We start from the raw sequence: 23,905 nt of genomic DNA, 5'->3' as shown, positions 1-23,905 counted from the left end.
GATCAAAGTTCGACTCGGAGCCAGATGAGATGCCGCTCGCCGGATCACGACATGTCACCGCACTGACGTTTGCCGTTCTGACGGCCCTTTCCGGCTGTTCGGCCTATCAGCCTGCGCCACGGTCATTCAATGAGGCCGCACTGCAACCCTATCACGTCGACAGCGGCGACAGACTGCGTATCAACGTGTTCGAACAGGCCGGGCTGACAAATACCTATACGGTCGATCAGGCGGGCTATGTCGCCTTCCCTCTCGTCGGCCAGGTGCCCGCGCGGGGCAAGACGCTGCCGCAGCTGGAAGCCGCAATCGCGGCCAAGCTTCGGCAGGGATATCTGCGCGATCCCGATGTCACGATCGAGATAGATCGTTATCGCCCCGTCTTCATCATGGGCGAAGTGGGCCGTCCTGGCCAATATTCCTATGTGCCGGGCATGACGGTGCAGAACGCCATCGCCATTGCCGGCGGCTTCAGCCCGCGCGCCAATCAGGCAGATGTCGACGTCACCCGCAAGATAAACGCGGAAGTGATGACGGGCCGGATCGGTATCACCGCACCCATTCTTGCGGGTGATACCGTCTATGTGCGTGAACGATTCTTCTGAAAGGGGCGCGGCGAACGTGTCGGACGACGGCCCTCCCCTGCGCATCATTCACTGTTTTCGCTCGCCGGTGGGCGGCGTTTTCCGCCATGTGCGTGATCTTATCGAAGAACATGTCAGGCAGGGCCACAAGGTTGGCATCGTCTGCGACAGTTCCACCGGCGGCGCGCATGAGGAGAGGCTTTTCGCGCAGATTGCGCCGATGCTGGAGCTCGGCCTGACGCGCCTGCCCATCCGGCGCTCCATTACCCCGGGCGACCTGCTGGCGCTTTGGAAATCCTACAAACACATCAAAAGTTTGCGGCCGGACATTCTGCACGGGCACAGCGCCAAGGGTGGCGCTTTGGCCCGGCTGATCGGCTCATTGCTGCGGGCGAACAGGTATCGCGTAGCCCGCCTCTATTCACCGCACGGCGGAAGCCTGCATTATGCCCGCAACACCCTGAAAGGACAGCTCTTCCTGCGGCTGGAGCGGTTTCAGGAACGGTTCACCGATGCGCTCTGTTTCGTCTGCAAGTTCGAGCGGGCGGCCTATGAAGCCAAGGTTGGCAAACCGCGCACCCGTACCGCGATGATCTATAACGGCGTACAGGAAAACGAGTTCGAGCCCGTCCCCGCGCAAGAGGGCGCGGCGCATTTTCTCTATATCGGCATGCTCCGCGACCTTAAGGGGCCTGACCTCTTCATCAAGGCCTTCGCGGAAATGGAGCGCGGCATCGGCCGGCCGATGTCCGGTGTCATCGTCGGCGACGGGCCGGACAGGGACAAATACGCGGCGATGATCGACAAGGCCGGTCTTTCCCGGCGCATTTCCATGCATGCCGCCATGCCCGCCAGACAGGCCTTCGCCCTGGCCACGACGGTGGTGGTCCCCTCCCGCGCGGAGGCCATGCCCTATATCGTGCTGGAGGCACTTGCGGCGGGGAAAACGGTCATCGCCTCCCATGTCGGCGGGATTCCCGAAGTTCTGGGAGAAGAAAGCGACGCGCTCGTCCCGGCCGGCGACGTCGAGGCGCTGGCGAGGGCCATGGCCAAGGATGCCGAAGATGCCGATTGGGCGAAACGGATCATGCCCCACCCCGACAGCTTCAGGGCGAAGTTTTCGACGCCGGTCATGGCGGATGACATGATGAAGCTCTATCGCGACCTGCTGTTGCTCTAAAATCATTTCAAAAACACGATTTTTGATTGTATATTCCGTCATCCTCAAGAAACCCATCATAAACGTTTCTTAGCATGTTTCGGCTAGTTTCCAGATCGTGGAGCGCCGTGCGTCCGTCCGGATGCATCAGGCCCGCTCCACCACTTTGAAGTTGCGTATCGTCCGGTCGGAAATCGATGCCGATTTTCGCGCCGATGCGCTGGAGGGTGCGGACCAGGCAATGACCAAGGCTGACAAGGATAGACTGCAATTCGATCTGGCGTCGTTGCGCAAACAGATTTCCGAGCAAGAGGCCAACGGGCCTTCGACATCGGAAGCCGTCGTTCTCAACCCCCTCGCACGGCAGATTGCCAACCAGCTTCGCGGCGGCAATCACTCCCCGAACATGGTGATAGGCCAGTTGCGGCTTCTGGAATTCACCATGCTCGTGGTGATCGCCGCCATCATCAACGGCGTCGCCGCCGATCGGGGTATTGAGACCTTCTTGGCGGTTTTTGGCGGCGGCGTACTGGGGGCCGCGCTCTGCGTCTTTCTTCTTCAGGCCGGCGACTGTTATCAGTTGCCGACGCTACGCACGCCACTGTCGATGTTCGCTCGCATTCAGGGCGCGGTCTGCCTGTCCTTCGTTGGCACAGCCTGTTTCCTTCTGCTCTTTTTTCCCGATGCGCTGCATTCCTGGCAAGCCTTCGGCATCTGGTATGCAATTGCCGCGATCGCCATTTTCACCGGACGACTGATCCTTGGCTTCGCCATCCGCCACTGGGGCCGCAATGGCGTTATGGAACGCCGGGCGGTCATCGTCGGCGGTGGTGATGCTGCCAAGGATCTCATTCGCTCGCTCGAGCAGCAATCCGACAACGACATCCGCATCTGCGGCATCTTCGATGACCGGCAAAGCGCGCGCTCTCCCGACGTCGTCGCGGGTTATCCCAAGCTCGGCACTTTCGCCGAACTGGTGGAATTCGCCCGTCTGACCAAACTGGATATGCTGATCATTGCCCTGCCGTTAAGCGCCGAGGCACGCATTCTCCAGCTTTTGCGCAAGCTTTGGGTGCTCCCGGTCGATATCCGCATTGCGGCGCATGCCAACAAGCTGCGCTTTCGCCCGCGTGCCTATTCCCACGTCGGCAAGGTGCCGATGCTTGACGTTTTCGACAAACCGATCCGGGACTGGGATTCCGTCGCGAAGCGGCTGTTCGACATCACCTTCAGCCTCATCGGCATCGCCCTTCTGTGGCCGGTCATGGTGGGCGCGGCAATCGCGGTCAAAACGACGTCCAAGGGGCCCATGCTCTTCAAGCAGAAGCGCCATGGCTTCAACAATGAAACCATCAACGTCTGGAAGTTCCGGTCCATGTATACGGAACTCAGCGATCCGACCGCAAAAAAGGCCGTCACCAAGAACGATCCGCGCGTAACGCCCGTTGGCCGCTTTCTGCGCAAGTCCTCGATGGACGAACTGCCGCAGCTTTTCAACGTTCTTCATGGCGACCTGTCGCTGGTCGGGCCCCGCCCGCACGCGGTTCATGCCCAGACTGGCGACCTGAAATATACCGAAGTGGTGGAGCATTATTTCGCAAGACACAAGGTCAAGCCCGGCGTAACCGGCTGGGCCCAGATCAATGGCTGGCGCGGAGAAATCGACCATGGCGACAAGATCAAGTTCCGCACCGAATATGATCTCTATTACATCGAGAACTGGTCGCTGTTTCTCGATCTCAAGATCCTGTTCCTGACGCCGATCCGGCTGCTCAAATCGGAAAACGCCTATTGACCCACACCGGTTACCAGCACGCCCCGGATTTCGATGCGCCTTTGGCTGCCATGCGGCTCATCGGTTCGTTCTTCATTGCCTTCGGCGTGTTTCTTTCCGGCTTCGTTATCTCCGAGCCAGCGCCCTATGAGCTGATGATGGTCGGGCAAGTGGCCCTGTGGTTTCTGCTTGGCCTGCGACTTTCACGCACCGTCGTCCTGCTGCTGTGCCTGTTGCTCGCCTTCAATATCGGCGGATATCTCTCGCTCACCACCATGGCCGACCTGGATGAGGGTCCGCTTTATCTCGCCGTTTCGACATTTCTGGCGCTGACTTCGGTGTTTTACGCGGCAATCATCGAGGACCGATATCAGCGGCTGCTTTTGATTTTCCGGGCGTGGCTGGCGGCGGCGGTGATCACCTCCCTGCTCGGCATCATCGGCTATTTTCATGCCATTCCGGGCTTCGAAGTCTTCACCCTTTACGATCGCGCCAAGGGCGCCTTTCAGGATCCGAACGTCTTCGGTCCCTTTCTGGTGACACCATCGCTTTATCTCATCTACGGCCTGCTGACCGGCAAGACGATGCACGCACCCTGGCGAATCCTCGGCCTGCTGATCCTGTCGCTTGGCGTGTTCCTGTCGTTTTCGCGTGCGGCCTGGGGGCTGTTTCTGTTTGCCACCGTACTGCTCGTCTTCGTCATGATGCTGAAGGAACGTACGGCGGCGTTTCGCCTGAAAATCCTCGTGCTGTTTCTCATCGCCGCCGGACTGATGGTAGCGGCTGTCCTCATCGCGCTGCAGTTCAAACAGGTGGCCGATTTGTTCTCCAGCCGCGCCTCGGCCGTGCAATCTTATGATGGCGGCCATCTGGGACGGTTCGCCCGCCATTATCTCGGTTTCCTGCTGGCGATGGAACATCCGCTCGGTATCGGCCCGATGGTGTTCGACAATATCTTTCCAGCAGCCGAGCACAATATCTGGCTGAAAAGCCTGACGACACATGGCTGGTTCGGCTTCGTCATCTATCTCGTCCTGATCTGCTGGACCATCGCCGCCGGTTTCAGACATCTCTTGCGCCCGCGCCCGTGGCAGGCCTTCCTGATCATTTCGTGGGTGGCTTTCGTCGGGCATGTGATGATTGGTGCTGTCATCGATACCGACCACTGGCGACACTTCTTCCTGCTGCTCGGCATATTGTGGGGTTGCATGGCACTGGAAAAACGCGAAGGCCTGCGCCGGCGTGCGGTTGGCGCATAAACAGCTGACCTTACGGAACCTTCCACGATTTCATGCGTTTAGCCCCCGATTCTGATTGTCAAACGGGGAGACATCTTATGACGCAGACCAATAATCTCTATCTCATCATCGGCGCGCTGATTGTCGTCATCGCAGGCCTTGGCATTTACGTCTGGCATGAAGAAAGCAAGCCCAAGGGGATCGAGATGAATATCGGCCCGAATGGTGTTTCCGTTCAGGAAAACTGAGCCGCAAGCGTCGCGCAAAGTCCGACCATTAAACCGGGTGCGTTCCAGCTCCAAAAAAAACGGCTGGAACGCACCCGGTCTTCTTATGAAAGAGGACAAATGGCGGGAATCGCAGATTCACGCCGCGCCGGCCCGGTACGGATGATGCGTATCTGGTCCGATCATGGACATCCCACGCAATGGTCTCCTCCATCGACCTTTCCACACGTCTCACCGCCACCAAACTGGCCCTCAAGGCCATCAGGGAACAGGAAGACAACTCCGCCGCGACTTCCACATCATCACGGACGACGCTCCTCAATTCCTATGGCATCGACACCACCACCTCCACCTCTTCCAGCAATACGCGGCTGACGCAGCTTCTGGCGCAATATGCGCAAACCTCGGGCAATGAGGCGGAGAGCGGTGATACGGACAAGACGGCCGCTTCCGGGGACATCACCCAGGCGGACTTCATGAAGGATCTGAAAGCGACGCTCGACGAACTGTCCGGGGATCCCGCCAAGGCGGCGCAGGCCAAGTCGATGCTGGAAGCATTGGCTGCCGGCACGCTGACGGTGTCCAACCCGGCGGACGGCGTAAAGATCAAAGCGTGGGATGTGACAGACGACCCCAAGACCGCCTCGAAACCCGCCACAGCGATCGCAACGGCGGGCTGGAGCGACTTCCTGAAGGATCATCTGAAACGCGATGGAGCGGCCTATGCAAAGGGCGCCAACGGGGCTTATATCGATGGCATTTCCGGCGACAACGCGTTTTTTGGCAGTGTCGGCAGCCGTTATTATTATCTCACCTGGCCGCAGGCTAAGGACGGCACACTCACCGTTTGACAGCAACGGCTGACGGAGAAGCGCTGCGACATCGATGATGCCGCAGCGTTGCTTTTATCCGTTTCAGGCAACCGGTGTAGCAGGCTGATGGCTCCCGCCCGAAAGTGCTTTCTGTAGTTCGGCTTCCTGCTCCGGCGAGAGCGATGTTTTGATAACCCTGCCGCGCAGCCCTTCCAGTTCCGCCAGAACCTTTTCCGGCTGCACCTTTCGGATCAATACGAAAAGAGCCGACGACCCGTTTGGAATGGTCTCGCCCAGGGATTTGATGAAATCGTCATCGATGCCGTAATCCGTCAGCGAGCCCGCAAGCGCGCCCGTTCCCGCGCCAATGGCACCGCCGATCGCAAATCCCGCCAGCGGGTTGAGGAACAGCAGGCCGACGAGTCCGCCCCACAGGCCACCGGACAGAAATCCGGAACTTGCACCGATCGCTGTCAGGTTGACGCTCTGCTTGAGATGAACCTTGCCATTTTCATCGCGAACCACGACAACGGCATCTTCCAGATCGACCAGATACTCCTTCTTCAGGCTCGCAAGCTTCAGAAGGACCCGGTCGGCCTCTTCCGTTCCGTCAAAACCGACAACGACAAGTTCGGACATTGTTTGTCTCCCTGAGTTTCAATTCCGCTGCGAATGAACGTTAAAGATCGCGGCAGGTTCCGGCCATGATGAAAAGATGATGTGTCAGGTGTTTGACAGCCACGCAGCCGGCAAAACGCGGTGCTCCATTGATCCCATTCCCGCAGTCCACATCCTTTGTTCGTTTTTTTTAGAAAAGGCCATTTTCCGCTTGCGCCCTAACAGGCTTCTATATAAACGGCTTTCAGGTTCGGAGCGTAGCGCAGCCCGGTAGCGCACTTGACTGGGGGTCAAGGGGTCGTGGGTTCGAATCCCGCCGCTCCGACCATTAAATCAGATAGATAGCCAGTTCCCCCAGAGCTGGCTATATTTGTTTTAGCGCTCCAGTAGCGAGCGTTATGCGCAAGTTTCAAACATCCCGTTCGGGTGTGCATTTATTCAAGCCTTGAAAACGAAGTGTGCTGAGATGGCAAAAAAACCGAAAATAGAACACTCGGAATTTTCAGGCGAGTTTGAAGACGAGGGTATCACTGTCCTTGTTGACATCTACCGGCCCGCGGGCACCCAGCAAGACTGGACCCTGGAAGTTATCAGCGAGCACGACGATGTCACCACGTGGGACGAACCTTTCGCAACCGATAAAGACGCATGGGAAGAATTCCTGGCTACTTGCGAAAAAGACGGTATTCGCAGCTTTCTGGATAGCGAGGATCCTTCGGTCCATTAACCCAACGGGCGACGCCGCGCTTGGGTTGGGTTAAAGCTCCTGTAGGACCCCAGGCCCACCGGCCTATTTTGCTTAGGTGCTCACCGGCAAATTCTACAAAAAAAGCGGGCGCGATATGCCGTCGCCCTCCGTCAAACGACGATGTGCATTGCCGTGTTGACTCTCTGCTAAAATTAGAACATTTAGTGAACAAAAGAGAGGTCACCTACCATGTCCGACGCTAAAAAGATCACTCCCATACGGCCTGACGACATAGCGGGATACGTCATCCAGTGTCATGACGGTGATGCAAGGGCGGCCGTCGAGGCGCTACTCGGCGAAATCGAGCATTTGCAGGAGCAGCTGTCCCTTGCTGTCGCCATCATGGGAAAAGGATATACGCGCGGCTGGACGCCGGACATGGAGCGCGATTAGAAATCGCCTTATCCACAGTTGGTCTCCGATACCCATGACGCGGTCAAGTCGCACAGATTCCACGCTCCGATAAGAGCTTCCCCTACAGACAGCGGGCCGAAGCGCGGGTGGACAATTCACAGAAGCATTACAGCCAATGGCGCTTCAGAAACGGGGCGTTATCAGTTACTTCCCGACCGGTCGAAGCCTTGCTCAATATTCATTGGAAGCGATGGCAAAGTCGTCAGTGATCGGCATATCCTCCACATTTTCCCAGGTCCGGTCCATGGCATAGGTTTGCGAGAGATAGGGAATGCCGATGTGGCCATAGCGAACCGAGAGCTGACTTTCTGCTTCCTTTTCTCCAAGACGCGCGATGCGACTGAGATAAAGCGCGGTCGCGAGGCCCGTCCTGTCTGCACCCGCCTTGCAATGAATGAGAATCGGTTTCGGCGCGTCGCGCATGATCGCGACCAGCTCGTTTACCTGGCTCATGTTGAGCTCCTGGCTCGCGGACATGCCAAAATCAATGTGATTCAATCCGAGTTTGCGCGAGGTCTCGACCTCATCCCGGTACCACGCCTGGGATTCATTTGACCCGCGCAGATTGATCACAGTCCTTATTCCGTGATCCTTGGTGTAGCGAACAAGTTGCTCGCTGCTCGGCTGGTTGGAGCGATAAAGCTGCCCGGCCATCACCTCGTGGAAGTTGCCGAGGAGTTGAATGGCATAGAGATATCCGCCTGCCGCAAGCACGACGAGGCCCATGCCCCCAAAGGAGCACTTCCAGAATCTTCGCATAATAAAACGGTTCCCTGATTGGACAGGGGAACCGATACAGGTGGATTCTGACAGTAGGCTGAAAGTTATGCGACAGTATTGTAAGAGTAGAAAAATTGCTTTCGATCAACGCACGAAAACGTAAACCGCGTAGATGGCGATAAGTGCCGCCGCCGCCGCGGCCGTGATGGCGCCGAGGCGTTTTTCGATAAAATGGCGGACCGATTCACCGTATCTTTTCAGCAAACCGGCAAGGATGAAAAAGCGCGCGCCGCGCGTGACGACCGCCGACAGAATGAACAGGCCAAGGCTGATATTGGCCGCGCCCGACAGGATGGTAACCACCTTGATTGGCGGCAGGTGCGCAAGGCCCGATGTCACCAGCAGAAGAACGATGGTTTCATAATCCACCGAGTTCTTCAGATGCTCGAAGCTGTCGAGCTTGCCGTAAAATTCAAGAATCGGCCGGGCAATGCTCTCAAATGCATAATGACCGAGGAACCAGCCCGCTATGCCGCCCAGAACCGAGGCGACCGTGGCCACGAGCGCGTAAAACATCGCTTTTTTCGGCTTCGCCAATACCATGGGCAAAAAAAGCACATCGGCGGGAACAACGAAAACGGAGCTTTCCACGAAAGCCACGATTGCCAGCCACCACACGGCGGTTTTGCGCGCAGCAAGCGCCATCGTCCAGGCATAGATGTTTTTCAGCATTTTCATGTCCCCGGGGAAGAATGGTCAGGAGGCAGACGGAGGCAAGACACAGGCGGAATTTCACCCGGTCAATCAACGGCAGGCGGCGGGTCCGGAAACCCTCCACGAAGCAGGATTAGAGACAACTCAAGAGAATGGCAAATGTTGGAAGATTTATTTTTGCATCGCGGAAAATGAAAAAGTCCCACGATTCCAATCCATACCTGAGACTAGTTGCTGCGATGCGAAATTTCATCTCTAGGTAGATGAACTCGCCTTTTTGCTGTAGAATAAGAGGTGGCGGGAAGAGGAGGAAGTTATCATGGACTATGTCAACTTCGTTACATCAATCAATCCGGTCATACTTGTCATTCTGCTGGTGGTTCTTCTTGCAGGTGCCTATAGCAACTGGGTTTCGCATTAAATCTTTCGGACGGCATGACCAAATGTGAAGAGGCCCGTTTCCATCTGTGATAGGCATCGGGCCAGAGGAATGGTATCAATCCCGGAGTTGAACAACTACCGGGAAGCGGCATGTCGAACGAATTCGCATTCACTGATACGTCTGAAAAGCTCAGCACCACGCTTGAAAAGCTGATAGGAAAACTGCAGGGCCAGACGATCACATTGCGCGAATTGATGGAAGCGATCGGTGAACAGGGCCTGCTGCTCATCTGTGCCATAGCCTCCCTGCCCTTTCTGATCCCGGTTTCCATTCCCGGAGTCAGCACCGTTTTCGGTGCCGCAATCATTCTCGTCAGTCTCGCGATCACGATGAATCGCCTGCCATGGCTGCCCGCGAAAATTCTCGACCGGCAGATGGAAACGGCAAAGCTGGTCCCGGCGCTGCAAAAGGGTGTGGCGATCGTATCGAGACTGGACCGCTTTATCCGTCCACGCATTCCGGCGCTGACGACGGGCGTCATCGCCAACAGGATAAATGGCCTCGCCCTGATGACGGCGGGCGTGCTTCTGATGATGCCGCTCGGCTTCATTCCCTTTTCCAACACCCTGCCGGGCATTGCGATCCTGCTTTTCTCAGCGGGCATGATCCAGCGGGACGGCGTCACGGTGCTGGGCGGTTACCTCTTTCTGGGGCTGACGACGATTTATTTCGCTGCACTCGCCTATGCCGCCTTCTGGGCAGGCCAGGGCATCAGCAGCTCAATCGGGGCGTAGCAGGACTACTGTCGGCCCCGGTCGCGGGGCTCCCGCCGGTTCCGCCGCGATGCCCACCAGATCACCAGCCTTCGCCGCTGGCGACGAACAGCCGGCAGGTCGTGGGAAAGCACGACAAGGCCGACGGGAACCATCCAGAAACCCAGAATGGGCAAAAAGCCCAGCGTACCGCCCACGACCAGCGCCGAACCCGTTGCGATCCTGCCGACGCGCGAACGCGGCATGGCAAGGCTCCATTTTCCGAGATTGAGACGACCCGTTCTGTGGTCGATTCCGAATTTCATTCCAATCCGCCCTTCAGCATCTCGCCTGTGGATAATTTTTTCAGCGTCGATAAGCCCGGAAAATCGGGACTCCGGAGGGATAAAACAAGAGGAATGCGTTTTTTTTGAAAAAAGCGCTTGGCAAATCGGAAAAGCATTTGTATTACCCCGCTCACACCGCGCCAAGCAGCGCACGTTCCCTGGTAGCTCAGCGGTAGAGCATTCGACTGTTAATCGACAGGTCGCCGGTTCGAATCCGGCCCGGGGAGCCATTTTTCTCAAAAGCGTGTCAGCCGAGCGAAGTGCAGCTGCAATTCGCCCGACGTGACCTGGAAGTTTTCGTGACTTCCTTCTCTGCGGCCGTCAGGCCATCAGCTTTTCTTGACCGCCCGTTTTGTTGCCTTCGTGGCGTTGGTCAATGCCGGTGGATCGCTGGCCGGAAAACTCTCCTCAAGGCTTTCGGTCAAATCGTCTTCCTTGTTCTTGTCCGTGGATTTCTGCTCTTTCTCCAGCGATTTTACCGCAGGAGATTTCACCTTTGTCGAATTGGCTTTTTTCGTGGGCGACTTTTTTGCAGGCCCCTTCTCCCCTGACGCGGCGGCGGAAGCGGACTTCTTCACGCCATTTCCGCTTTTGGGTTTTGCCGGTTCCGCCTCCGCGGAGATTTCCCGTTCCGCCTCGATCCAGTGTCTTTCATGATGCCCGTCGGGTCTTCCTTCCCTCTCCCATATTGCGCGCGCTTTTTCACGGATTGCGGCTTCGCGGTCGTGGCTCATTACGGACCTCCCTCTTTGCGTTGCACCAGCTTCAATTGTGCCATTGAAAAACAAAAAAGCCAGAGTTAGTTCCGCATCGACCTGTGACGATTGAGCATTTTGGCGAGAAAGGGAACCGGCATCGGCTGCCGAGCGTTTGGCCTGCAGAAACCAGCAGGAGATCGCTTCATGAACACCCCGCAGAAGCCGAAAACCGAACCGCTTGATATTGAAGACGACGACGTTGCGCGTTTCGAGACAGACAGCGAGTTGAAAGACAAGGAAGGCGAGATTTATCCGGACGAGAGCATGAACCTACGTGCACGCCGGCAGGCTGCAAGGCAGCACGAGGATGCTTTCATTGTCGCCACCGATCTGGAGGACGACGACCAGCGCGAGGCGGCGCCAGGCACGAGAGAACAGCCTTAAAAGGAAAAGGCGGGTCGAGGCCCGCCTTTATCAAGGAAATGCAGGGAATTTATCGCCGAACCGAAACGATGGCCTTGCGGTTAAAATTCGAGACCTGCACCCTGCCCGATTGGTTGCCGCCCAGAATTTGTGCGGTCTTGCCGCTCATGCTCTTTAGAATACCAGCATGATATCCCCGGCCGTTGCGGATGACGACGACATCACCGGGCTTTGCCTGGCCAACCGGGACGGCATAACCGAAGGAACTCCAGGATTTCGCAAATCCGTAGGATTTGGGTGATTGCCGGCCGGCCTTGCTGGCTACGGCATGCAGGAAAAGGCCGCACCACGGCGTACTTCTCGGATTTGCCCCAAGAATGTTCTTGAGGCTCTTGTTGTTCTTGGACTCATGCAGCCCAGTGTATTTCTCAGCCTGGTTCAGCATGCCAGCCGAGGCCGGTGCCACGACTGTAAAAGACAAGGCAACTGATAGAATTAACGCGGATACTCTCAAACGTCTCGCCCTTATGTTAGCGGGCGTTCGTGTATTGTGACAATTTAGCGACAATTTGACGAGAAATGGGCAGAAATCAGACGCCTATTCATGCGGGCTGATCTGTCATTGCTTCAGAACAGGCTGCCCTGCGCATCATCCGCACGGCTACGGCCGGCATTTTCAAGGTCCAGCATCCGCAATTTGGTAGTGGTCCCGCCCGGTGCAGAAAAGCCGCCAAGCCTGCCACCTGCGGCAAGGACCCGGTGACACGGAATGATCAGCGGCACCGGATTTTTCGCCATTGCCTGGCCGACGTCGCGTGCTCTCTCCATGCCAAGACCGAGTGTCTTCACGATGCCGCCATACGTCGTCGTGTTGCCCCAGCCGACCTGTCGCGCAACGGCATAGACGTCGAGAAAAAATCGTTCCTGCCCGGCGAGATCAAGGTCCACGGCCTTAAAATCGATTGCCTCACCGCCGAAATAACGGGTGATCATCGCAATCACCTCACGTGTCCGCGTCTCGGGAACGGCGATGGAGGCGGACGGCAGGCGCTTCTGAAGGAGCTTTTCCGTTTCGCCGGCGTCCGCTCCCGGCAATTGCAGACGCACGATACCTCGCCCCGCCCATGCGAGGCCGCAATGGCCAAGCGCCGTTGGAAAAACAATATAGCCGTAGTGGCTGCCCATCACCGTCACTCATTCGCCTTTTCGCCTGCACGATGCCATATCCCGCATTCGAAACAACCCGTTTCCTGCCGCACAACAAAAAAGGCCACCCGTTTTAGGCGGGTGGCCTTTCACACATCAGTTCCAAAATCAGCTCAGGATGCGATTTTTTCCGGCTCCTCAACGAGGCAGCGCGCCTGCCGGCTGGCGGCGACGAAGGCCGTGCGGGCTATCTCTCCCCCCACATCGCCCATGAGCGAGGCGCGGCACAGGCGAAGCGCCTGTTCGTGCGCCTTGTCTCCCCGCTCGGGCCACTCATGCTGGAGAAAATCGAAGGCTTCGTAAACGCCTGTGAAAATTCGAGGGGCACCGTTTTCAAGGGAGATGGTAACGGGCTTTTCCCACTTAACGTCATTCAGCAACATTGATTGCACTTCCATGCTCTATTAACCCGCGACAAACGCCGGCTCCTCCAGTTGGTTCCCTTCACCTGTGGTTTCAAGAGCGAAAAAATAACCCTCGAGAAACCATGTGCCCCATCTTTCCATTCTAGCCGATTTGCGGAACAAAGCGTTTCAACACTCGTTCAAACGGAAGTGAACCGGGCCCTCCCATGCAGACAAAAGCCTCTCCCGTCATCGTGTGGTTCCGCAAGGACCTGCGCCTTTCGGACAACCTCGCTTTGCTTGCGGCGGCCGACCATAAAGGTCCCGTCATCCCCGTCTATATCAGGGAAAAATGTTGCGGCGCGCTGGGGCGTGCGCAGGAATGGTGGCTTCACCACTCGCTCACTGCGCTTCATGCCGCGCTCAAGAAAACAGGCAGCCGCCTCGTGCTCGCCAGCGGCGACGCCGAGGAGGTTTTGCGCAGGCTGATCGCGGAAACCGGCGCAGACACCGTATTCTGGAACCGCCGCTATGATCCTGAAGGTATTTCGACCGACAAGGCCTTAAAACGCGCGCTCCGGGATGAAGGCCTGACGGTACGAAGCTTTTCCGGACATCTGCTGCATGAGCCATCGAAGCTGCAGACGAAATCCGGTGGTCCCTACCGGGTCTATACACCGTTCTGGCGCGCACTGGAGGGCGGCGAAGAGCCTCACGCGCCTGCGGATACGCCAGACAGACTCAACGCGCCCAGGAACTGGCCAAGATCGGAAACGCTCGACGAATGGCAGCTGCTGCCCAAAAGGCCTGACTGGGCAAGGGAGTTTAGCGATATCTGGACGCCTGGCGAAGACGGGGCCCGGGAGAAGCTCTCCGATTTCATTGACGGCGCACTTAAAGGTTATGAAGAGGGCCGCGACCTGCCGGCGAAGGACGCGACTTCCCGGCTTTCACCGCACCTCGCATTAGGAGAAATTTCACCCGCCACCGTCTGGCATGCGACGAAGGGACTTTCCCGCCACATCGCCTCAAACGATATCAGCCGTTTTCGCAAGGAAATCGTCTGGCGGGAATTCTGCTATCACCTCCTGTTTCATTTTCCCGAGCTGGACGAAAAGAACTGGAACGACAGTTTCGACGCCTTCAGCTGGCGGGACGATGACAAGTCCTTCACGGCCTGGACGCGCGGCATGACCGGCTATCCGATCGTGGATGCCGGGATGCGGCAACTATGGCGCCACGGCACGATGCATAACCGCGTCCGCATGATCGTGGCGTCCTTCCTCATCAAGCATCTGCTGATCGATTGGCGCAAGGGTGAGAAATGGTTCCGCGATACGCTCGTGGACGCCGATCCGGCCTCCAATGCCGCCAACTGGCAGTGGGTGGCGGGTTCGGGAGCGGATGCCTCGCCATTTTTCCGCATCTTCAACCCTATCCTGCAAGGCGAAAAATTCGATGGGGACGGCGATTATGTCCGCCGTTTCGTACCGGAGCTTGCAAGGCTAGAGCGCAAATATATTCACCAACCATTCGAGGCCCCGAAAGAGGTGCTGACCAAAGCGGGCATCACGCTCGGGGAAACCTACCCGAACCCCATTGTCGACCATGGCAGGGCGCGGGAGAGAGCACTTGCTGCCTATGCCAGAGTGAAGAAGAAGACATAAAACTGGGTATCGGCAAAATTTTGCGTGGCGAAGCCGAAGCCGGGAAGATAATTTCTTGCCTTGAAGCGGTTGTAACGGGACATAACGGCACCTAATTTCCGCTCAGACAAGAAGGCTCAATCATGACCATTCACCCCTCTGCGCTCAGTGCCATCGGCAATACGCCGCTCATCCGTCTGAAAGCTGCTTCTGAAGCGACGGGGTGCGAAATCCTCGGCAAGGCGGAATTCCTCAATCCTGGCCAGTCCGTAAAGGATCGCGCCGCGCTCTACATCATCCGCGACGCCGAAAGGCGCGGACAATTGCGCCGGGGCGGCACCATCGTGGAAGGCACGGCGGGCAATACCGGCATCGGCCTTTCGCTGGTCGCCAATGCGCTCGGTTACAGGACGGTCATCGTCATTCCCGAAACGCAGAGCCAGGAAAAGAAGGACGCGCTGAAGCTTCTCGGCGCAAAGCTGGTCGAAGTCCCGGCAGCTCCCTACTCCAACCCGAACAATTACGTGAAAGTCTCCGGCCGGCTAGCGAGACAGCTTGCGGCGACGGACGAGAACGGCGCGATCTGGGCTAACCAGTTCGACAATATCGCCAACAGACAGGCTCATATCGAGACCACTGCTCCCGAAATATGGGACCAGACGGATGGCAAGGTCGACGGTTTCATCTGCGCGGTCGGCTCCGGCGGAACGCTGGCGGGTGTGGCGGACGGCCTTCGCGATTTCAATCCCGACATCAAGATCGGCCTTGCCGATCCCGAGGGAGCGGCCCTCTACGAATTCTATAAGAATGGCGTCCTGAAATCGGAAGGCACCTCCATCACGGAAGGCATCGGGCAAGGGCGCATCACCGCCAATCTCGAGGGTTTCACACCGGATTTCTCCTATCGCATTCCGGATGCGGAAGCGTTGCCCATCCTTTTCGATCTGGTAACGAAGGAAGGCCTGTGCCTCGGCGGCTCCACCGGCATAAATATCGCCGGCGCAATCCGGCTTGCCCGTGAGCTTGGTCCGGGGCATACAATCGTGACGATACTTTGCGACTACGGCAATCGTTATCAGTCGAAGCTCTTCAATCCAGAGTTCCTGCGGTCCAAGGGCCTTCCCGTTCCGCAGTGGCTGGCAACGAAAACCGATATTTCGGTTCCGTACGAAACCGTTTGAGGACATGCCGAAATGCCTGTGAATGCCCTGTTCCGTGACGATTTTTATCTTTCCACCGCAGAAGCGATCGTCACGGCGGTGCATGAGGACGGCGGCATCGAGTTCGACCAGACCTGTTTTTACGCCACCTCGGGCGGCCAGCCTGGCGATACCGGCTTTCTCGAGCGCGCTGATGGTTCGCGCATCGCGCTCGGCATTACAAAGCATGGCACCGACAAGAGCGTCATCATCCATGTCCCGCTTGAGGATCAGCCGTCTCCTGAAGTCGGGGAAAAGCTGACGCTGCATGTGGACTGGCCGCGTCGTTACAAGTTGATGCGCATGCACACGGCCTGCCATCTGCTCTCCGTCGTCTGCCAATGGCCGATCACGGGAGCAGCCGTTGGTGAGGACGAGTCGCGTGTCGATTTCGACATGTCGGAGACTATTGACAAAGACGACGTAACCGCCAGGCTGATGGAACTGGTGAGAGCCAATCATCCCGTTTTCCTGCAATGGATCACGGACGAGGAGCTTCAGGCCAATCCCGGCATTGTCAAATCCAAGAATGTGCGTCCGCCAATGGGCCTCGGTCGGGTCAGCCTCGTCTGCATCGGCGCAAATTCCAGCATAGACAGCCAGCCCTGCGGCGGCACCCATGTATCCGAAACGCAGGAAGTGGGCGATATTCACATTGCCAAGATAGAAAAGAAGGGCAAGGAGAACAGGCGGTTCCGCATTCGTTTCGGCGCGCCTGAAGCTGTTGCCTGAGATCGGGAGAGACATCGTGAGCACGGATAAGAGCCGTTTCGTCGTTTCGGCGGACTGGGTTGAGAAACAGCTCGGCACGCCCGGGTTTCGCATCGTCGATGCCTCCTGGTATCTGCCGGCGCATAAGCGCAACGGCGCAGAAGAATATGCGGCAGGTCACCTTCCTGGCGCCGTGTTCTTCGACCAGGATAAAATCGCCGATCACACAACCGGCCTGCCGCACTCCCTGCCCTCGCCTGAATTTTTCGCGGAACAGGCCGGCGCGCTCGGCCTCAGCGAGACCGATACGATCGTGGTCTATGATGGTCCGGGCTTCTTTTCCGCACCCCGCGTCTGGTGGATGCTGCGGGTAATGGGCGTGCGCAAGGCCTATGTGCTGGATGGCGGACTGGACGGCTGGAAGCGCGAAGGCCGGCCGCTGGAAACCGGCGCGCCGGAAATTGAGCCCACAACCTTCACACCCGATTTCAACGAAAAACGTGTGACCTCGCTTGGCACCATGCGCGGTATTGTCGACAGCGGCGAAAAGCAGATTGCAGATGCCCGCGGTGCCGGCCGCTTTACCGGCGAGGAGGCCGAGCCGCGTGCGGGCATGCGTTCGGGCCATATGCCCGGTGCACGCAGCCTGCCGGCGACAGCCTTTTCCGAAAACGGCCACTTCAAGGTCCTTACTGCAATCCGCAAAATGGTGACCGATGCTGGCATCGATCTTACGAAGCCCGTCGTGACGAGCTGCGGTTCGGGTGTGACGGCAGCCGTCATTACCCTGGCGCTGGAATCGCTCGGTCATCAGGACAATTCTCTCTATGACGGCTCATGGTCGGAATGGGGCGGATTACAGGACACGCCGGTGGTTACCGGTCCGGTGGATGCGATCCCCACGCTGTCGCACGGCCCATTGAAGGCGCACGTGACGCAGCTCGAAATGACGGCACCGCCGAAGGTCAGCCTGCCGATCCCCGTCAACATCCAGACGGCGCTGATGCGGGTCAACAATATTCCCCTGCATTTTTACCGCTATCTGTACTGGCGGGTTGGAAAGCGATGGCATTGGCAAAAGCGCATGCGCATGAGCGATACTGAACTTTCCGCCATCCTGCGCGATCCGAAAAACAGCGTTACGGTTCTTTATATGAACGGTGCGCCCGCCGGTTTCTTCGAGCTGAACAAGACAAGCGACGAGGTGACAGAGCTTTCTTATTTCGGGCTGCTCGAAGAAGCGATCGGCGCTGGTGTCGGCAAGTGGTTCCTGTTGCAGGCGCTTTACGCCGCCTGGCAGGACAATCCGCAGCGGGTGACGGTGACGACCAACACGCTCGACCATCCGCGCGCCTTGCAGCTCTACCAGATGATGGGCTTTTCGCCCGTGGGCACCTATGAGGCCTGGGTGGAGCCGTTGGCCGACACGGAGCTCCTGGAGATATCGCTACGCAATTGAGGGGTAGCGGTTTACGCGCCTTATCATCCCGTGTCGTTCACGGGAGGGATGGTAAAAAGGGACGCGGCCCTCACGCTTTGTCGATAATGAGATGTGTCGCGCCCTCGCCCGCCACCGCTCCCGTGCAGCGGTAACCGAGGGCGGGCAAATCCATGCCTTCGAATAGTTGTTCGCCGCGCCCGAGAAAAACCGGCGCCAGCGCCAGATGCAGCTCATCTATCAGGCGCGCCGTCACATATTGCCGGATAGTGGAAACCCCGCCGCCGATGCGGACATCCCTGCCATTTGCCGCCGCCAGCGCCATGTCGAGCGCCGCCTCGATGCCGTCGGTCACGAAATGGAAGACAGTACCGCCCTGCATCGTGAAGGACGGTCGCGCGTGATGCGTCAGGACGAAGACTGGAACATGATAAGGCGGCTCGTCGCCCCACCAACCTTTCCAGTTTTCATCCGGCCACGCGCCGCGCACCGGCCCGAACATGTTGCGGCCTAAAATCCATGCTCCGATATTTTCAAAGCTCTTTTCGGAAAAATCCTCGTCGGTGCCGGTCGAGCCGCCGTCTTTACCGAACATGCGGTGAAAGGTGCGGGTCTTGAAGGCCCATTGGTGCAACTCTTCACCCTTCACACCCAGCGGGTTCTGCAGACTTTGATCTGGTCCTGCCCCATATCCGTCAAGCGAGATGGCGAAATTGCGAACGACAACCTTCGGCACGGCACTCTCCTCCATCATGAGGAGGCCAGGCTATCCGCGACTGCAACCCTGGCCTCAGATTTCCCGTTCCAGATTAACCGCGGCAGTCGGGATCTGCCCGCCGGCTGCGCCCTTGTCTTCGGTGACCGTGTTCAATAGATGATCGGCAATGAGTTCCGCCTGGAACTTGCCGAGTTCATAACAATAGGTGATCTCGCGCTTTTCCGCCGACCAGTAGACATCCGGGCGACCGCAGGACTTGGCCGTCAGCTTCACGTCCCCTTTCAGGCCATAACCACCAAAGCTGCGGCTGATGAGATCGAGGACCTTCGATTCCTTGATCATGATGGCATAGGGTTCAAGTTCCGGATCGCGCGGCGGCACGTAGCTGACGGAGAACCTGGAAGGCGTCTGACTGCGGTGGGGCGCGAGAAAATTCTCCCAGGCCGAAGCGACCGCCGGATAGGCCGCGGCGCATTTGTCAAATTCGGCATTGGGAAGCCCCATCATGGCGGCGAGGTCGCCATAACCGTCCTTGTCGCGGCCCACCATCAGGCAGGCCATGTTGCGGTCGCGGCTCCTGTCGGGCACCAGCGCGGAGAAGACAGGGGCTTCGTGCTCAGGAAGCGTCTCCGCCTCACGTGCGAGATACCAGCTGTCGGTGGCGTTCACGAGCGCGGTGTCAAGCCATTCTTCATTGGCCTGCAGGATCAGCGTTCCTGCCAGTTGGTCGGCCGGGGCCTGTACACTTGCCGTGTCCGCCGTGCCGAAATCCGAGATCAGCATGCGCGCGCCCTCGTGATAGAGCGAAAAAATCGCGTTGCCGATGACGAAATTGACCGCCTGCTGGAGCTGATCGTCGGACAGGCCGTCGAGACCGGAGGCGACCTGCGCCTCGGCATCAATCGGAGCCGTCAACGATACGAAAGCCAGCGGAACGGCGGCCAGAAAACGACGGAACATAAAATCAGACCTTCCGGGAACGAGGAGCGTCACTGATTCCCGAACCTAACGAGTCACGCAATGGGCTGGTTGCATCAGCTGTCAAGAATCGGGTGGATAGCAGCGCGTTTCGGGACCATAGCTGCAAAGAAGCAACGCCGATCCCAGCCAGAAGAGGCCGCCATGACCAATATCGTTTTCACCGCAATGCCGGCTAAGGACGCCGAGGATTTCCGCGCGGGCGCCGCCGATGCCTATGGCAATCGACCGGAAACAGCCGTGTCTCCCGGCGGCATGCCGTGTCGCCACTGCCTCGACCAGATCGGCGCGGGTGAAGCCATGCTCGTACTCGCCTACCGGCCGTTTCCCTCGCTGCAGCCCTACGCCGAGACGGGGCCGGTCTTCCTGCATGCCGAAGCCTGCGATCGTTATCCACTGACAGATATCCTTCCGCCGATGCTGGACAGCCCCGACTATATCGTGCGCGGATATGGCGACGATGACCGTATTGTCTACGGCACGGGTGCGGTAACGGCCACCGGCGAGATCGTCTCGCGGGCGCGGGCACTTCTGGGGCGCGAAGACGTCGCCTATGTCCACGTCCGTTCCGCACGAAACAATTGTTACCAATGCCGTATCGCCAAAGCATAATCACAGCATTGTCTAGAATTTTAACCGAACGGCTAAACGGGTTTCAAACTTTTACAGGTTAATCTGCACCCATCGGAAACAATTGATTTGAGTAGCAAAATGACAAACAACCTCAATATGGCGACCCGGACCGCGCCTCGCAGCAAGACAAGGATCTTTGCGACTGTGCATTATTTCAGCCAGTCGACCAGAGGACGTGTCGTCGATCTGTCGGCAACCGGAATGGCGCTCGAGCTGGACGGGCCTTTCGCTGCCGCCAAGGGTAGCCGGGTCAAGGTGCAGAGTGAGGATCTGGGCTTCATCGAGGGCGTCGTGCAGTGGCAGCACATGAACCGTCTTGGCCTGCAGCTCAAGCTTTCCACCAACACGCTGGCGCAGCTCTCTTCCTATTTCCGTTTCTTCCACGAAGACGTGAAACCGACACTGGCCCGCTGATCCGGAGCATTACAATGCGCGGAACAAATGACGCGCATTTTCCAGTGCGGCGGGACCTGCGCCGCACGTCACTGACAAAAAATTTATCAAACGGTTGAAAACCGGCCCATCTGTCATGGGCCTGTCATTTTGGTGATGGACTCCTCTGCGATTGCTTCTACCCTGTCGTCTTTAAAGACAGAGCAAGCTTCATCCGAAGGAGTTCCCATGTCGTCGCTTCTCGCCCTACACCCCATTACCCGGCGCTCACTTCTGGGTGGCATTGCAGCCACTTCGGCGCTCGTGATGTTGCACCCTTTTGCTGCGCGTGCGGCGGCCAACCAGGCGCATCTGCGCATCATGGAAACGACCGACATCCATGTTCACGTCTTTCCCTATGATTATTACGCCGACAAACCGAACGACACGATGGGTCTGGCGCGCACCGCCTCGATCATAGACACCATCCGCGCCGAAGCCGGGAACTCGATGCTGGTGGATAACGGCGACTTCCTGCAGGGCAACCCGCTCGGCGACTATATCGCCTATGAGCGCGGCATGAAGGCCGGCGACAAGCACCCTGTCATCAATGCCATGAACGTGTTGGGTTACGATTGCGGCACGCTCGGCAACCATGAATTCAACTATGGCCTCGACTATATGTCGAACACGCTTGCGGGCGCCGGTTTCCCCTATGTGTGCGCCAACCTCACCAAGGGGCAGCTGGCTTCCGATCCGAAGAACGACGAGCTGTTCTTCAAGCCCTATGTCATTCTGGAAAAACAGATCCGCGATGGCGGCGGCGTCACCAGCCCGGTCAAGGTCGGCATCATCGGTTTCGTGCCGCCTCAGATCATGATGTGGGATTCCAAGAATCTCGAGGGCAAGGCGCAGACGCGTGACATCGTCGAGGCGGCGAAAGCCTGGGTGCCTGTCATGAAGGAGGAAGGCGCGGATATCATCATCGCCCTTTCCCATTCCGGCATCGACGGCAAGGGCCAGACCGAGCGCATGGAAAACGCATCGCTATATCTCGCAGCTGTTGAAGGCATTGATGCGATCTTCACCGGCCACCAGCACCTTGTTTTCCCCGGTCCGAAGACCTGGGACGGCATCGAGGGTGCTGATGCGGTCAAGGGTACGCTGATGGGCAAGCCGGCGGTCATGGCCGGCTTCTGGGGCTCCCATATGGGCCTTATCGACCTGCTGCTTGAAAAGGATGGCAAGAGCTGGAAGATCGTCGACTTCACCTCAGAAGCCCGCCCGATCTACCATCGCGATGAAAATCGCAAGGTCGTTGCTGACTATACTGACAAGCCGGAGGTTCTCGCCGCAGCCAAGGTGGATCACGAAGCGGCCCTTGCCTATGTGCGCCGCCCGGTCGGCAAGACATCCGCGCCGCTCTATTCCTATTTCGCGCTGGTGGCAGACGATCCGTCCGTGCAGATCGTCTCCAACGCCCAGACCTGGTACATCAAGGACATGCTGAAGGAAGGGCAGTATAAGGATCTGCCCGTGCTTTCGGCAGCGGCCCCCTTCAAATCGGGCGGTCGTGGCGGCGCGGATTATTACACCGATGTCCCCGCCGGTGACATCGCCATCAAGAACGTCGCCGATCTCTATCTTTATCCCAACACGGTGCAGGCAGTGCTGATCAACGGGGCGCAGGTGAAGAACTGGCTGGAAATGTCCGCCGGCATGTTCAATACGGTTGAGGCCGGTGCCAAGGATGCGCCACTGCTCAACCCAGACTTCCCGTCCTATAATTTCGACGTGATCGATGGCGTGACTTATCAGATCGACATTTCCAAACCGGCGAAATTTGACAAGGACGGCAAGGCGGTCAACCCGGACAGCAACCGCATCGTCAATCTGCAGTTCAATGGCAAGCCGATCGATCCCGAACAGAAATTCGTGGTTGCCACCAATAATTACCGTGCAAGCGGCGGCGGCAAATTCCCCGATATCGCCGGCGACAAGGTGATCTTCGTCGCGCCCGATACAAACCGCGACGTGATCGTGCGCTATATCATCGATCAGGGCACCATCAACCCGTCCGCGGATGCCAACTGGTCCTTTGCACCGGTGGAAAACACCACCGCCGTCTTCGAGACCGGGCCCAAGGGACGCCATTACGCAGCCGACATCAAGGGCGCCAGGATCGAGGATGCCGGCGACGGCTCGGAAGGTTTCGCGAAGTTCCGCCTGATTCTTTAACGACCGTGCCCTCCCGGCGACCTGTCGCCGGGAGGTATTTTCCTAGTCGCGCCCAGCCAACGTGCGTAACAGCATCGGCAGTTCCTGCGGCGGCTTCTGTTCGACACGCCGATAGTCGCTGCCGTCACGGTTACGGCGGATGAGTCTCAGGCCAACCATGTCGCGCCTCAGCATGGCCGCATCCCCGAACAGGTGCAGGCTATCCAGAAAGCTGCTGAATTCTCGCTCGGAAAAACTCTGCCCGGCGGGAATTTTTGCCCAGAGATACCAGAGGCACAGTTCCTGATGCGACCGACGGGCCGGCCATTGCATCAGCCGGCCGGCGGCATCAAAGACACGAACGGTCTTCAGCACCCTGCCCTCATTGACGGCTGGCAGCAGCTCAGGCTGAGCGGTTGTACTTTCGGCGGAAGAGATGCGGTCAGCGCGCAGATGCTGGAAATTTCGAAAACCGGCGGCCCGGCTCAGAAGATTGAGCATCTCCACATGGCTCGGCTGGCGGTCCAGCCTGCCGATCTGCTCGCGCACGGATTTGGCAAAGGTCGAGAGATCGGCGATATCAATGGAAAGGATCGAACGTGGCATGACTTACCCTCAAGTGCCATTCCGAAAAGGTGTCGCTGATCGCCGGCTTCCGACAAGGCACGGGATAAGTGCTGTCAAACCATAAATATGCAGGTTTAGCTTCCCATGCGGGACGGCGATGCCTCGGTGAACTGCAGACCGTGATTAGGTATAGGCAGGCGATCCGCCCACGTCAATTGGCCTCTGCGGCATAGCGCCCAGGTTGCCGCGCGTTTCCTCTCCCAGCCGGG

At 58.0% G+C, this 23,905-nt stretch carries 28 protein-coding genes and 2 tRNA genes; 19 read left to right on the top strand and 11 right to left on the bottom strand.

What is annotated here, in order from left to right; translation table 11 throughout:
• The first annotated feature begins 29 nt into the window (after positions 1-29).
• From uppC to AGR2A_RS07945, 6 genes are all read left to right on the top strand, one after another.
• The gene (gene uppC, locus AGR2A_RS07970) at positions 30-602 is read left to right on the top strand and encodes a polysaccharide export protein UppC (RefSeq protein WP_004441270.1); all 573 of its coding nucleotides are present in this window, start codon (positions 30-32) and stop codon (positions 600-602) included.
• Between the two features lie 16 nt (positions 603-618).
• Positions 619-1,761 carry a polysaccharide biosynthesis type 4 glycosyltransferase UppD gene (uppD, locus tag AGR2A_RS07965; RefSeq protein ID WP_072494907.1) on the top strand — a complete coding sequence of 381 codons (1,143 nt, stop codon included), beginning with the start codon at positions 619-621 and terminating at the stop codon, positions 1,759-1,761.
• A gap of 220 nt (positions 1,762-1,981) precedes the next feature.
• Positions 1,982-3,535 carry a polysaccharide biosynthesis glycosyltransferase UppE gene (uppE, locus tag AGR2A_RS07960; RefSeq protein WP_072494906.1) on the top strand — a complete coding sequence of 518 codons (1,554 nt, stop codon included), beginning with the start codon at positions 1,982-1,984 and terminating at the stop codon, positions 3,533-3,535.
• On the top strand, positions 3,532-4,773 hold the full coding sequence (uppF, locus tag AGR2A_RS07955; protein WP_004441266.1) for a polysaccharide biosynthesis O-antigen ligase family protein UppF: 1,242 nt from the start codon (positions 3,532-3,534) through the stop codon (positions 4,771-4,773). Before uppE ends, uppF begins: the two co-directional genes overlap by 4 nt.
• Positions 4,774-4,850: 77 nt before the next feature.
• Positions 4,851-5,000: a hypothetical protein gene (locus tag AGR2A_RS07950; protein ID WP_003521552.1), complete on the top strand. Its 150-nt coding sequence runs from the start codon at positions 4,851-4,853 to the stop codon at positions 4,998-5,000.
• 179 nt (positions 5,001-5,179) lie between these two features.
• On the top strand, positions 5,180-5,830 hold the full coding sequence (locus tag AGR2A_RS07945; protein WP_072494298.1) for a hypothetical protein: 651 nt from the start codon (positions 5,180-5,182) through the stop codon (positions 5,828-5,830).
• Between the two features lie 63 nt (positions 5,831-5,893).
• Here AGR2A_RS07945 and AGR2A_RS07940 read toward each other — a convergent pair whose 3' ends face one another.
• The gene (locus tag AGR2A_RS07940; protein ID WP_004441259.1) at positions 5,894-6,430 is read right to left on the bottom strand and encodes a DUF1269 domain-containing protein; all 537 of its coding nucleotides are present in this window, start codon (positions 6,428-6,430) and stop codon (positions 5,894-5,896) included.
• Between the two features lie 230 nt (positions 6,431-6,660).
• On the opposite strand from AGR2A_RS07940, the gene AGR2A_RS07935 reads away from it, so the two are divergent.
• The 3 genes from AGR2A_RS07935 (at position 6,661) to AGR2A_RS07925 (ending at position 7,550) form a co-directional block, all read left to right on the top strand.
• A tRNA-Pro gene (locus AGR2A_RS07935) sits at positions 6,661-6,737 on the top strand.
• 138 nt (positions 6,738-6,875) lie between these two features.
• A complete protein-coding gene (locus AGR2A_RS07930; RefSeq protein ID WP_004441257.1) occupies positions 6,876-7,136 on the top strand; it encodes a hypothetical protein in 261 nt (86 codons plus the stop codon).
• Between the two features lie 210 nt (positions 7,137-7,346).
• Positions 7,347-7,550, top strand: a complete 204-nt coding sequence (locus AGR2A_RS07925) for a hypothetical protein (RefSeq protein ID WP_004441254.1) — start codon at positions 7,347-7,349, stop codon at positions 7,548-7,550.
• 192 nt (positions 7,551-7,742) lie between these two features.
• Here the strand turns inward: AGR2A_RS07925 and AGR2A_RS07920 are convergent, their stop codons facing one another.
• Positions 7,743-8,297, bottom strand: coding sequence for a dual specificity protein phosphatase family protein (locus tag AGR2A_RS07920; RefSeq protein WP_072494297.1), 555 nt, complete (start codon positions 8,295-8,297; stop codon positions 7,743-7,745).
• Positions 8,298-8,435: 138 nt separating this feature from the next.
• Positions 8,436-9,023: a YqaA family protein gene (locus AGR2A_RS07915; protein WP_072494296.1), complete on the bottom strand. Its 588-nt coding sequence runs from the start codon at positions 9,021-9,023 to the stop codon at positions 8,436-8,438.
• A gap of 513 nt (positions 9,024-9,536) precedes the next feature.
• On the opposite strand from AGR2A_RS07915, the gene AGR2A_RS07910 reads away from it, so the two are divergent.
• Complete coding sequence (locus AGR2A_RS07910; protein ID WP_035207821.1) at positions 9,537-10,181, top strand: exopolysaccharide biosynthesis protein; 645 nt, start codon at positions 9,537-9,539, stop codon at positions 10,179-10,181.
• Positions 10,182-10,186: 5 nt separating this feature from the next.
• On the opposite strand, the gene AGR2A_RS07905 is transcribed toward AGR2A_RS07910, so the two are convergent.
• Complete coding sequence (locus tag AGR2A_RS07905; RefSeq protein WP_072494295.1) at positions 10,187-10,465, bottom strand: hypothetical protein; 279 nt, start codon at positions 10,463-10,465, stop codon at positions 10,187-10,189.
• A gap of 176 nt (positions 10,466-10,641) precedes the next feature.
• Between AGR2A_RS07905 and AGR2A_RS07900 the strand changes: the two genes are divergently transcribed.
• A tRNA-Asn gene (locus AGR2A_RS07900) sits at positions 10,642-10,716 on the top strand.
• A 99-nt stretch (positions 10,717-10,815) separates the two neighbouring features.
• Here AGR2A_RS07900 and AGR2A_RS07895 read toward each other — a convergent pair.
• Complete coding sequence (locus AGR2A_RS07895) at positions 10,816-11,220, bottom strand: DUF2934 domain-containing protein (protein WP_072494294.1); 405 nt, start codon at positions 11,218-11,220, stop codon at positions 10,816-10,818.
• 168 nt (positions 11,221-11,388) lie between these two features.
• On the opposite strand from AGR2A_RS07895, the gene AGR2A_RS07890 reads away from it, so the two are divergent.
• Positions 11,389-11,628, top strand: a complete 240-nt coding sequence (locus AGR2A_RS07890) for a hypothetical protein (RefSeq protein WP_004441242.1) — start codon at positions 11,389-11,391, stop codon at positions 11,626-11,628.
• 49 nt (positions 11,629-11,677) lie between these two features.
• On the opposite strand, the gene AGR2A_RS07885 is transcribed toward AGR2A_RS07890, so the two are convergent.
• From AGR2A_RS07885 to AGR2A_RS07875, 3 genes are all read right to left on the bottom strand, one after another.
• Positions 11,678-12,121: a TIGR02594 family protein gene (locus AGR2A_RS07885; RefSeq protein ID WP_004441240.1), complete on the bottom strand. Its 444-nt coding sequence runs from the start codon at positions 12,119-12,121 to the stop codon at positions 11,678-11,680.
• A gap of 113 nt (positions 12,122-12,234) precedes the next feature.
• Positions 12,235-12,792 (bottom strand): methylated-DNA--[protein]-cysteine S-methyltransferase, encoded by a 558-nt coding sequence (locus AGR2A_RS07880; protein ID WP_004441238.1) that lies wholly within the window; start codon positions 12,790-12,792, stop codon positions 12,235-12,237.
• Between the two features lie 134 nt (positions 12,793-12,926).
• Positions 12,927-13,196 carry a DUF982 domain-containing protein gene (locus AGR2A_RS07875; RefSeq protein WP_004441235.1) on the bottom strand — a complete coding sequence of 90 codons (270 nt, stop codon included), beginning with the start codon at positions 13,194-13,196 and terminating at the stop codon, positions 12,927-12,929.
• A gap of 188 nt (positions 13,197-13,384) precedes the next feature.
• On the opposite strand from AGR2A_RS07875, the gene AGR2A_RS07870 reads away from it, so the two are divergent.
• The 4 genes from AGR2A_RS07870 (at position 13,385) to sseA (ending at position 18,172) form a co-directional block, all read left to right on the top strand.
• Positions 13,385-14,824, top strand: a complete 1,440-nt coding sequence (locus AGR2A_RS07870) for a cryptochrome/photolyase family protein (protein ID WP_072494293.1) — start codon at positions 13,385-13,387, stop codon at positions 14,822-14,824.
• Between the two features lie 122 nt (positions 14,825-14,946).
• Positions 14,947-15,984, top strand: coding sequence for a cysteine synthase A (locus tag AGR2A_RS07865; protein WP_006697960.1), 1,038 nt, complete (start codon positions 14,947-14,949; stop codon positions 15,982-15,984).
• A 12-nt stretch (positions 15,985-15,996) separates the two neighbouring features.
• Positions 15,997-16,734, top strand: coding sequence for an alanyl-tRNA editing protein (locus tag AGR2A_RS07860; protein ID WP_045534258.1), 738 nt, complete (start codon positions 15,997-15,999; stop codon positions 16,732-16,734).
• A gap of 16 nt (positions 16,735-16,750) precedes the next feature.
• Positions 16,751-18,172 carry a 3-mercaptopyruvate sulfurtransferase gene (gene sseA / locus AGR2A_RS07855; RefSeq protein ID WP_080822647.1) on the top strand — a complete coding sequence of 474 codons (1,422 nt, stop codon included), beginning with the start codon at positions 16,751-16,753 and terminating at the stop codon, positions 18,170-18,172.
• A gap of 70 nt (positions 18,173-18,242) precedes the next feature.
• Here the strand turns inward: sseA and AGR2A_RS07850 are convergent, their stop codons facing one another.
• Positions 18,243-18,887, bottom strand: coding sequence for a dihydrofolate reductase family protein (locus AGR2A_RS07850; RefSeq protein WP_072494905.1), 645 nt, complete (start codon positions 18,885-18,887; stop codon positions 18,243-18,245).
• A 54-nt stretch (positions 18,888-18,941) separates the two neighbouring features.
• A complete protein-coding gene (locus AGR2A_RS07845) occupies positions 18,942-19,829 on the bottom strand; it encodes a DUF4344 domain-containing metallopeptidase (RefSeq protein WP_004441227.1) in 888 nt (295 codons plus the stop codon).
• A 162-nt stretch (positions 19,830-19,991) separates the two neighbouring features.
• On the opposite strand from AGR2A_RS07845, the gene AGR2A_RS07840 reads away from it, so the two are divergent.
• The 3 genes from AGR2A_RS07840 (at position 19,992) to AGR2A_RS07830 (ending at position 23,090) form a co-directional block, all read left to right on the top strand.
• Positions 19,992-20,459, top strand: a complete 468-nt coding sequence (locus AGR2A_RS07840; RefSeq protein ID WP_006697955.1) for a DUF1203 domain-containing protein — start codon at positions 19,992-19,994, stop codon at positions 20,457-20,459.
• Between the two features lie 99 nt (positions 20,460-20,558).
• Complete coding sequence (locus AGR2A_RS07835) at positions 20,559-20,894, top strand: PilZ domain-containing protein (protein WP_004441225.1); 336 nt, start codon at positions 20,559-20,561, stop codon at positions 20,892-20,894.
• Positions 20,895-21,101: 207 nt separating this feature from the next.
• Positions 21,102-23,090: a bifunctional 2',3'-cyclic-nucleotide 2'-phosphodiesterase/3'-nucleotidase gene (locus AGR2A_RS07830; protein WP_072494291.1), complete on the top strand. Its 1,989-nt coding sequence runs from the start codon at positions 21,102-21,104 to the stop codon at positions 23,088-23,090.
• A gap of 42 nt (positions 23,091-23,132) precedes the next feature.
• Here AGR2A_RS07830 and AGR2A_RS07825 read toward each other — a convergent pair whose 3' ends face one another.
• A complete protein-coding gene (locus AGR2A_RS07825) occupies positions 23,133-23,675 on the bottom strand; it encodes a DUF2087 domain-containing protein (protein ID WP_072494290.1) in 543 nt (180 codons plus the stop codon).
• Positions 23,676-23,905: the final 230 nt, after the last annotated feature.

Source organism: Agrobacterium genomosp. 2 str. CFBP 5494, from assembly GCF_900013495.1.
In the GTDB taxonomy this organism is placed as follows: domain Bacteria; phylum Pseudomonadota; class Alphaproteobacteria; order Rhizobiales; family Rhizobiaceae; genus Agrobacterium; species Agrobacterium pusense.
Note: the sequence above shows the minus strand (reverse complement) of the source record. Positions and strands in the feature narration are given on the sequence as shown.

Excerpts from the sequence above, each read along its gene's own strand:
- uppC (WP_004441270.1), top strand. The coding sequence starts at position 30 with ATGCCGCTCGCCGGATCACGACATGTCACCGCACTGACGTTTGCCGTT.
- uppE (WP_072494906.1), top strand. The coding sequence starts at position 1,982 with ATGACCAAGGCTGACAAGGATAGACTGCAATTCGATCTGGCGTCGTTG.
- AGR2A_RS07950 (WP_003521552.1), top strand. The coding sequence starts at position 4,851 with ATGACGCAGACCAATAATCTCTATCTCATCATCGGCGCGCTGATTGTC.
- AGR2A_RS07945 (WP_072494298.1), top strand. The coding sequence starts at position 5,180 with ATGGTCTCCTCCATCGACCTTTCCACACGTCTCACCGCCACCAAACTG.
- AGR2A_RS07940 (WP_004441259.1), bottom strand. The coding sequence starts at position 6,430 with ATGTCCGAACTTGTCGTTGTCGGTTTTGACGGAACGGAAGAGGCCGAC.
- AGR2A_RS07930 (WP_004441257.1), top strand. The coding sequence starts at position 6,876 with ATGGCAAAAAAACCGAAAATAGAACACTCGGAATTTTCAGGCGAGTTT.
- AGR2A_RS07925 (WP_004441254.1), top strand. The coding sequence starts at position 7,347 with ATGTCCGACGCTAAAAAGATCACTCCCATACGGCCTGACGACATAGCG.
- AGR2A_RS07920 (WP_072494297.1), bottom strand. The coding sequence starts at position 8,297 with ATGGGCCTCGTCGTGCTTGCGGCAGGCGGATATCTCTATGCCATTCAA.
- AGR2A_RS07915 (WP_072494296.1), bottom strand. The coding sequence starts at position 9,023 with ATGCTGAAAAACATCTATGCCTGGACGATGGCGCTTGCTGCGCGCAAA.
- AGR2A_RS07910 (WP_035207821.1), top strand. The coding sequence starts at position 9,537 with ATGTCGAACGAATTCGCATTCACTGATACGTCTGAAAAGCTCAGCACC.
- AGR2A_RS07905 (WP_072494295.1), bottom strand. The coding sequence starts at position 10,465 with ATGAAATTCGGAATCGACCACAGAACGGGTCGTCTCAATCTCGGAAAA.
- AGR2A_RS07895 (WP_072494294.1), bottom strand. The coding sequence starts at position 11,220 with ATGAGCCACGACCGCGAAGCCGCAATCCGTGAAAAAGCGCGCGCAATA.
- AGR2A_RS07890 (WP_004441242.1), top strand. The coding sequence starts at position 11,389 with ATGAACACCCCGCAGAAGCCGAAAACCGAACCGCTTGATATTGAAGAC.
- AGR2A_RS07880 (WP_004441238.1), bottom strand. The coding sequence starts at position 12,792 with ATGGGCAGCCACTACGGCTATATTGTTTTTCCAACGGCGCTTGGCCAT.
- AGR2A_RS07875 (WP_004441235.1), bottom strand. The coding sequence starts at position 13,196 with ATGTTGCTGAATGACGTTAAGTGGGAAAAGCCCGTTACCATCTCCCTT.
- AGR2A_RS07870 (WP_072494293.1), top strand. The coding sequence starts at position 13,385 with ATGCAGACAAAAGCCTCTCCCGTCATCGTGTGGTTCCGCAAGGACCTG.
- AGR2A_RS07865 (WP_006697960.1), top strand. The coding sequence starts at position 14,947 with ATGACCATTCACCCCTCTGCGCTCAGTGCCATCGGCAATACGCCGCTC.
- AGR2A_RS07860 (WP_045534258.1), top strand. The coding sequence starts at position 15,997 with ATGCCTGTGAATGCCCTGTTCCGTGACGATTTTTATCTTTCCACCGCA.
- AGR2A_RS07845 (WP_004441227.1), bottom strand. The coding sequence starts at position 19,829 with ATGTTCCGTCGTTTTCTGGCCGCCGTTCCGCTGGCTTTCGTATCGTTG.
- AGR2A_RS07840 (WP_006697955.1), top strand. The coding sequence starts at position 19,992 with ATGACCAATATCGTTTTCACCGCAATGCCGGCTAAGGACGCCGAGGAT.
- AGR2A_RS07835 (WP_004441225.1), top strand. The coding sequence starts at position 20,559 with ATGACAAACAACCTCAATATGGCGACCCGGACCGCGCCTCGCAGCAAG.
- AGR2A_RS07830 (WP_072494291.1), top strand. The coding sequence starts at position 21,102 with ATGTCGTCGCTTCTCGCCCTACACCCCATTACCCGGCGCTCACTTCTG.
- AGR2A_RS07825 (WP_072494290.1), bottom strand. The coding sequence starts at position 23,675 with ATGCCACGTTCGATCCTTTCCATTGATATCGCCGATCTCTCGACCTTT.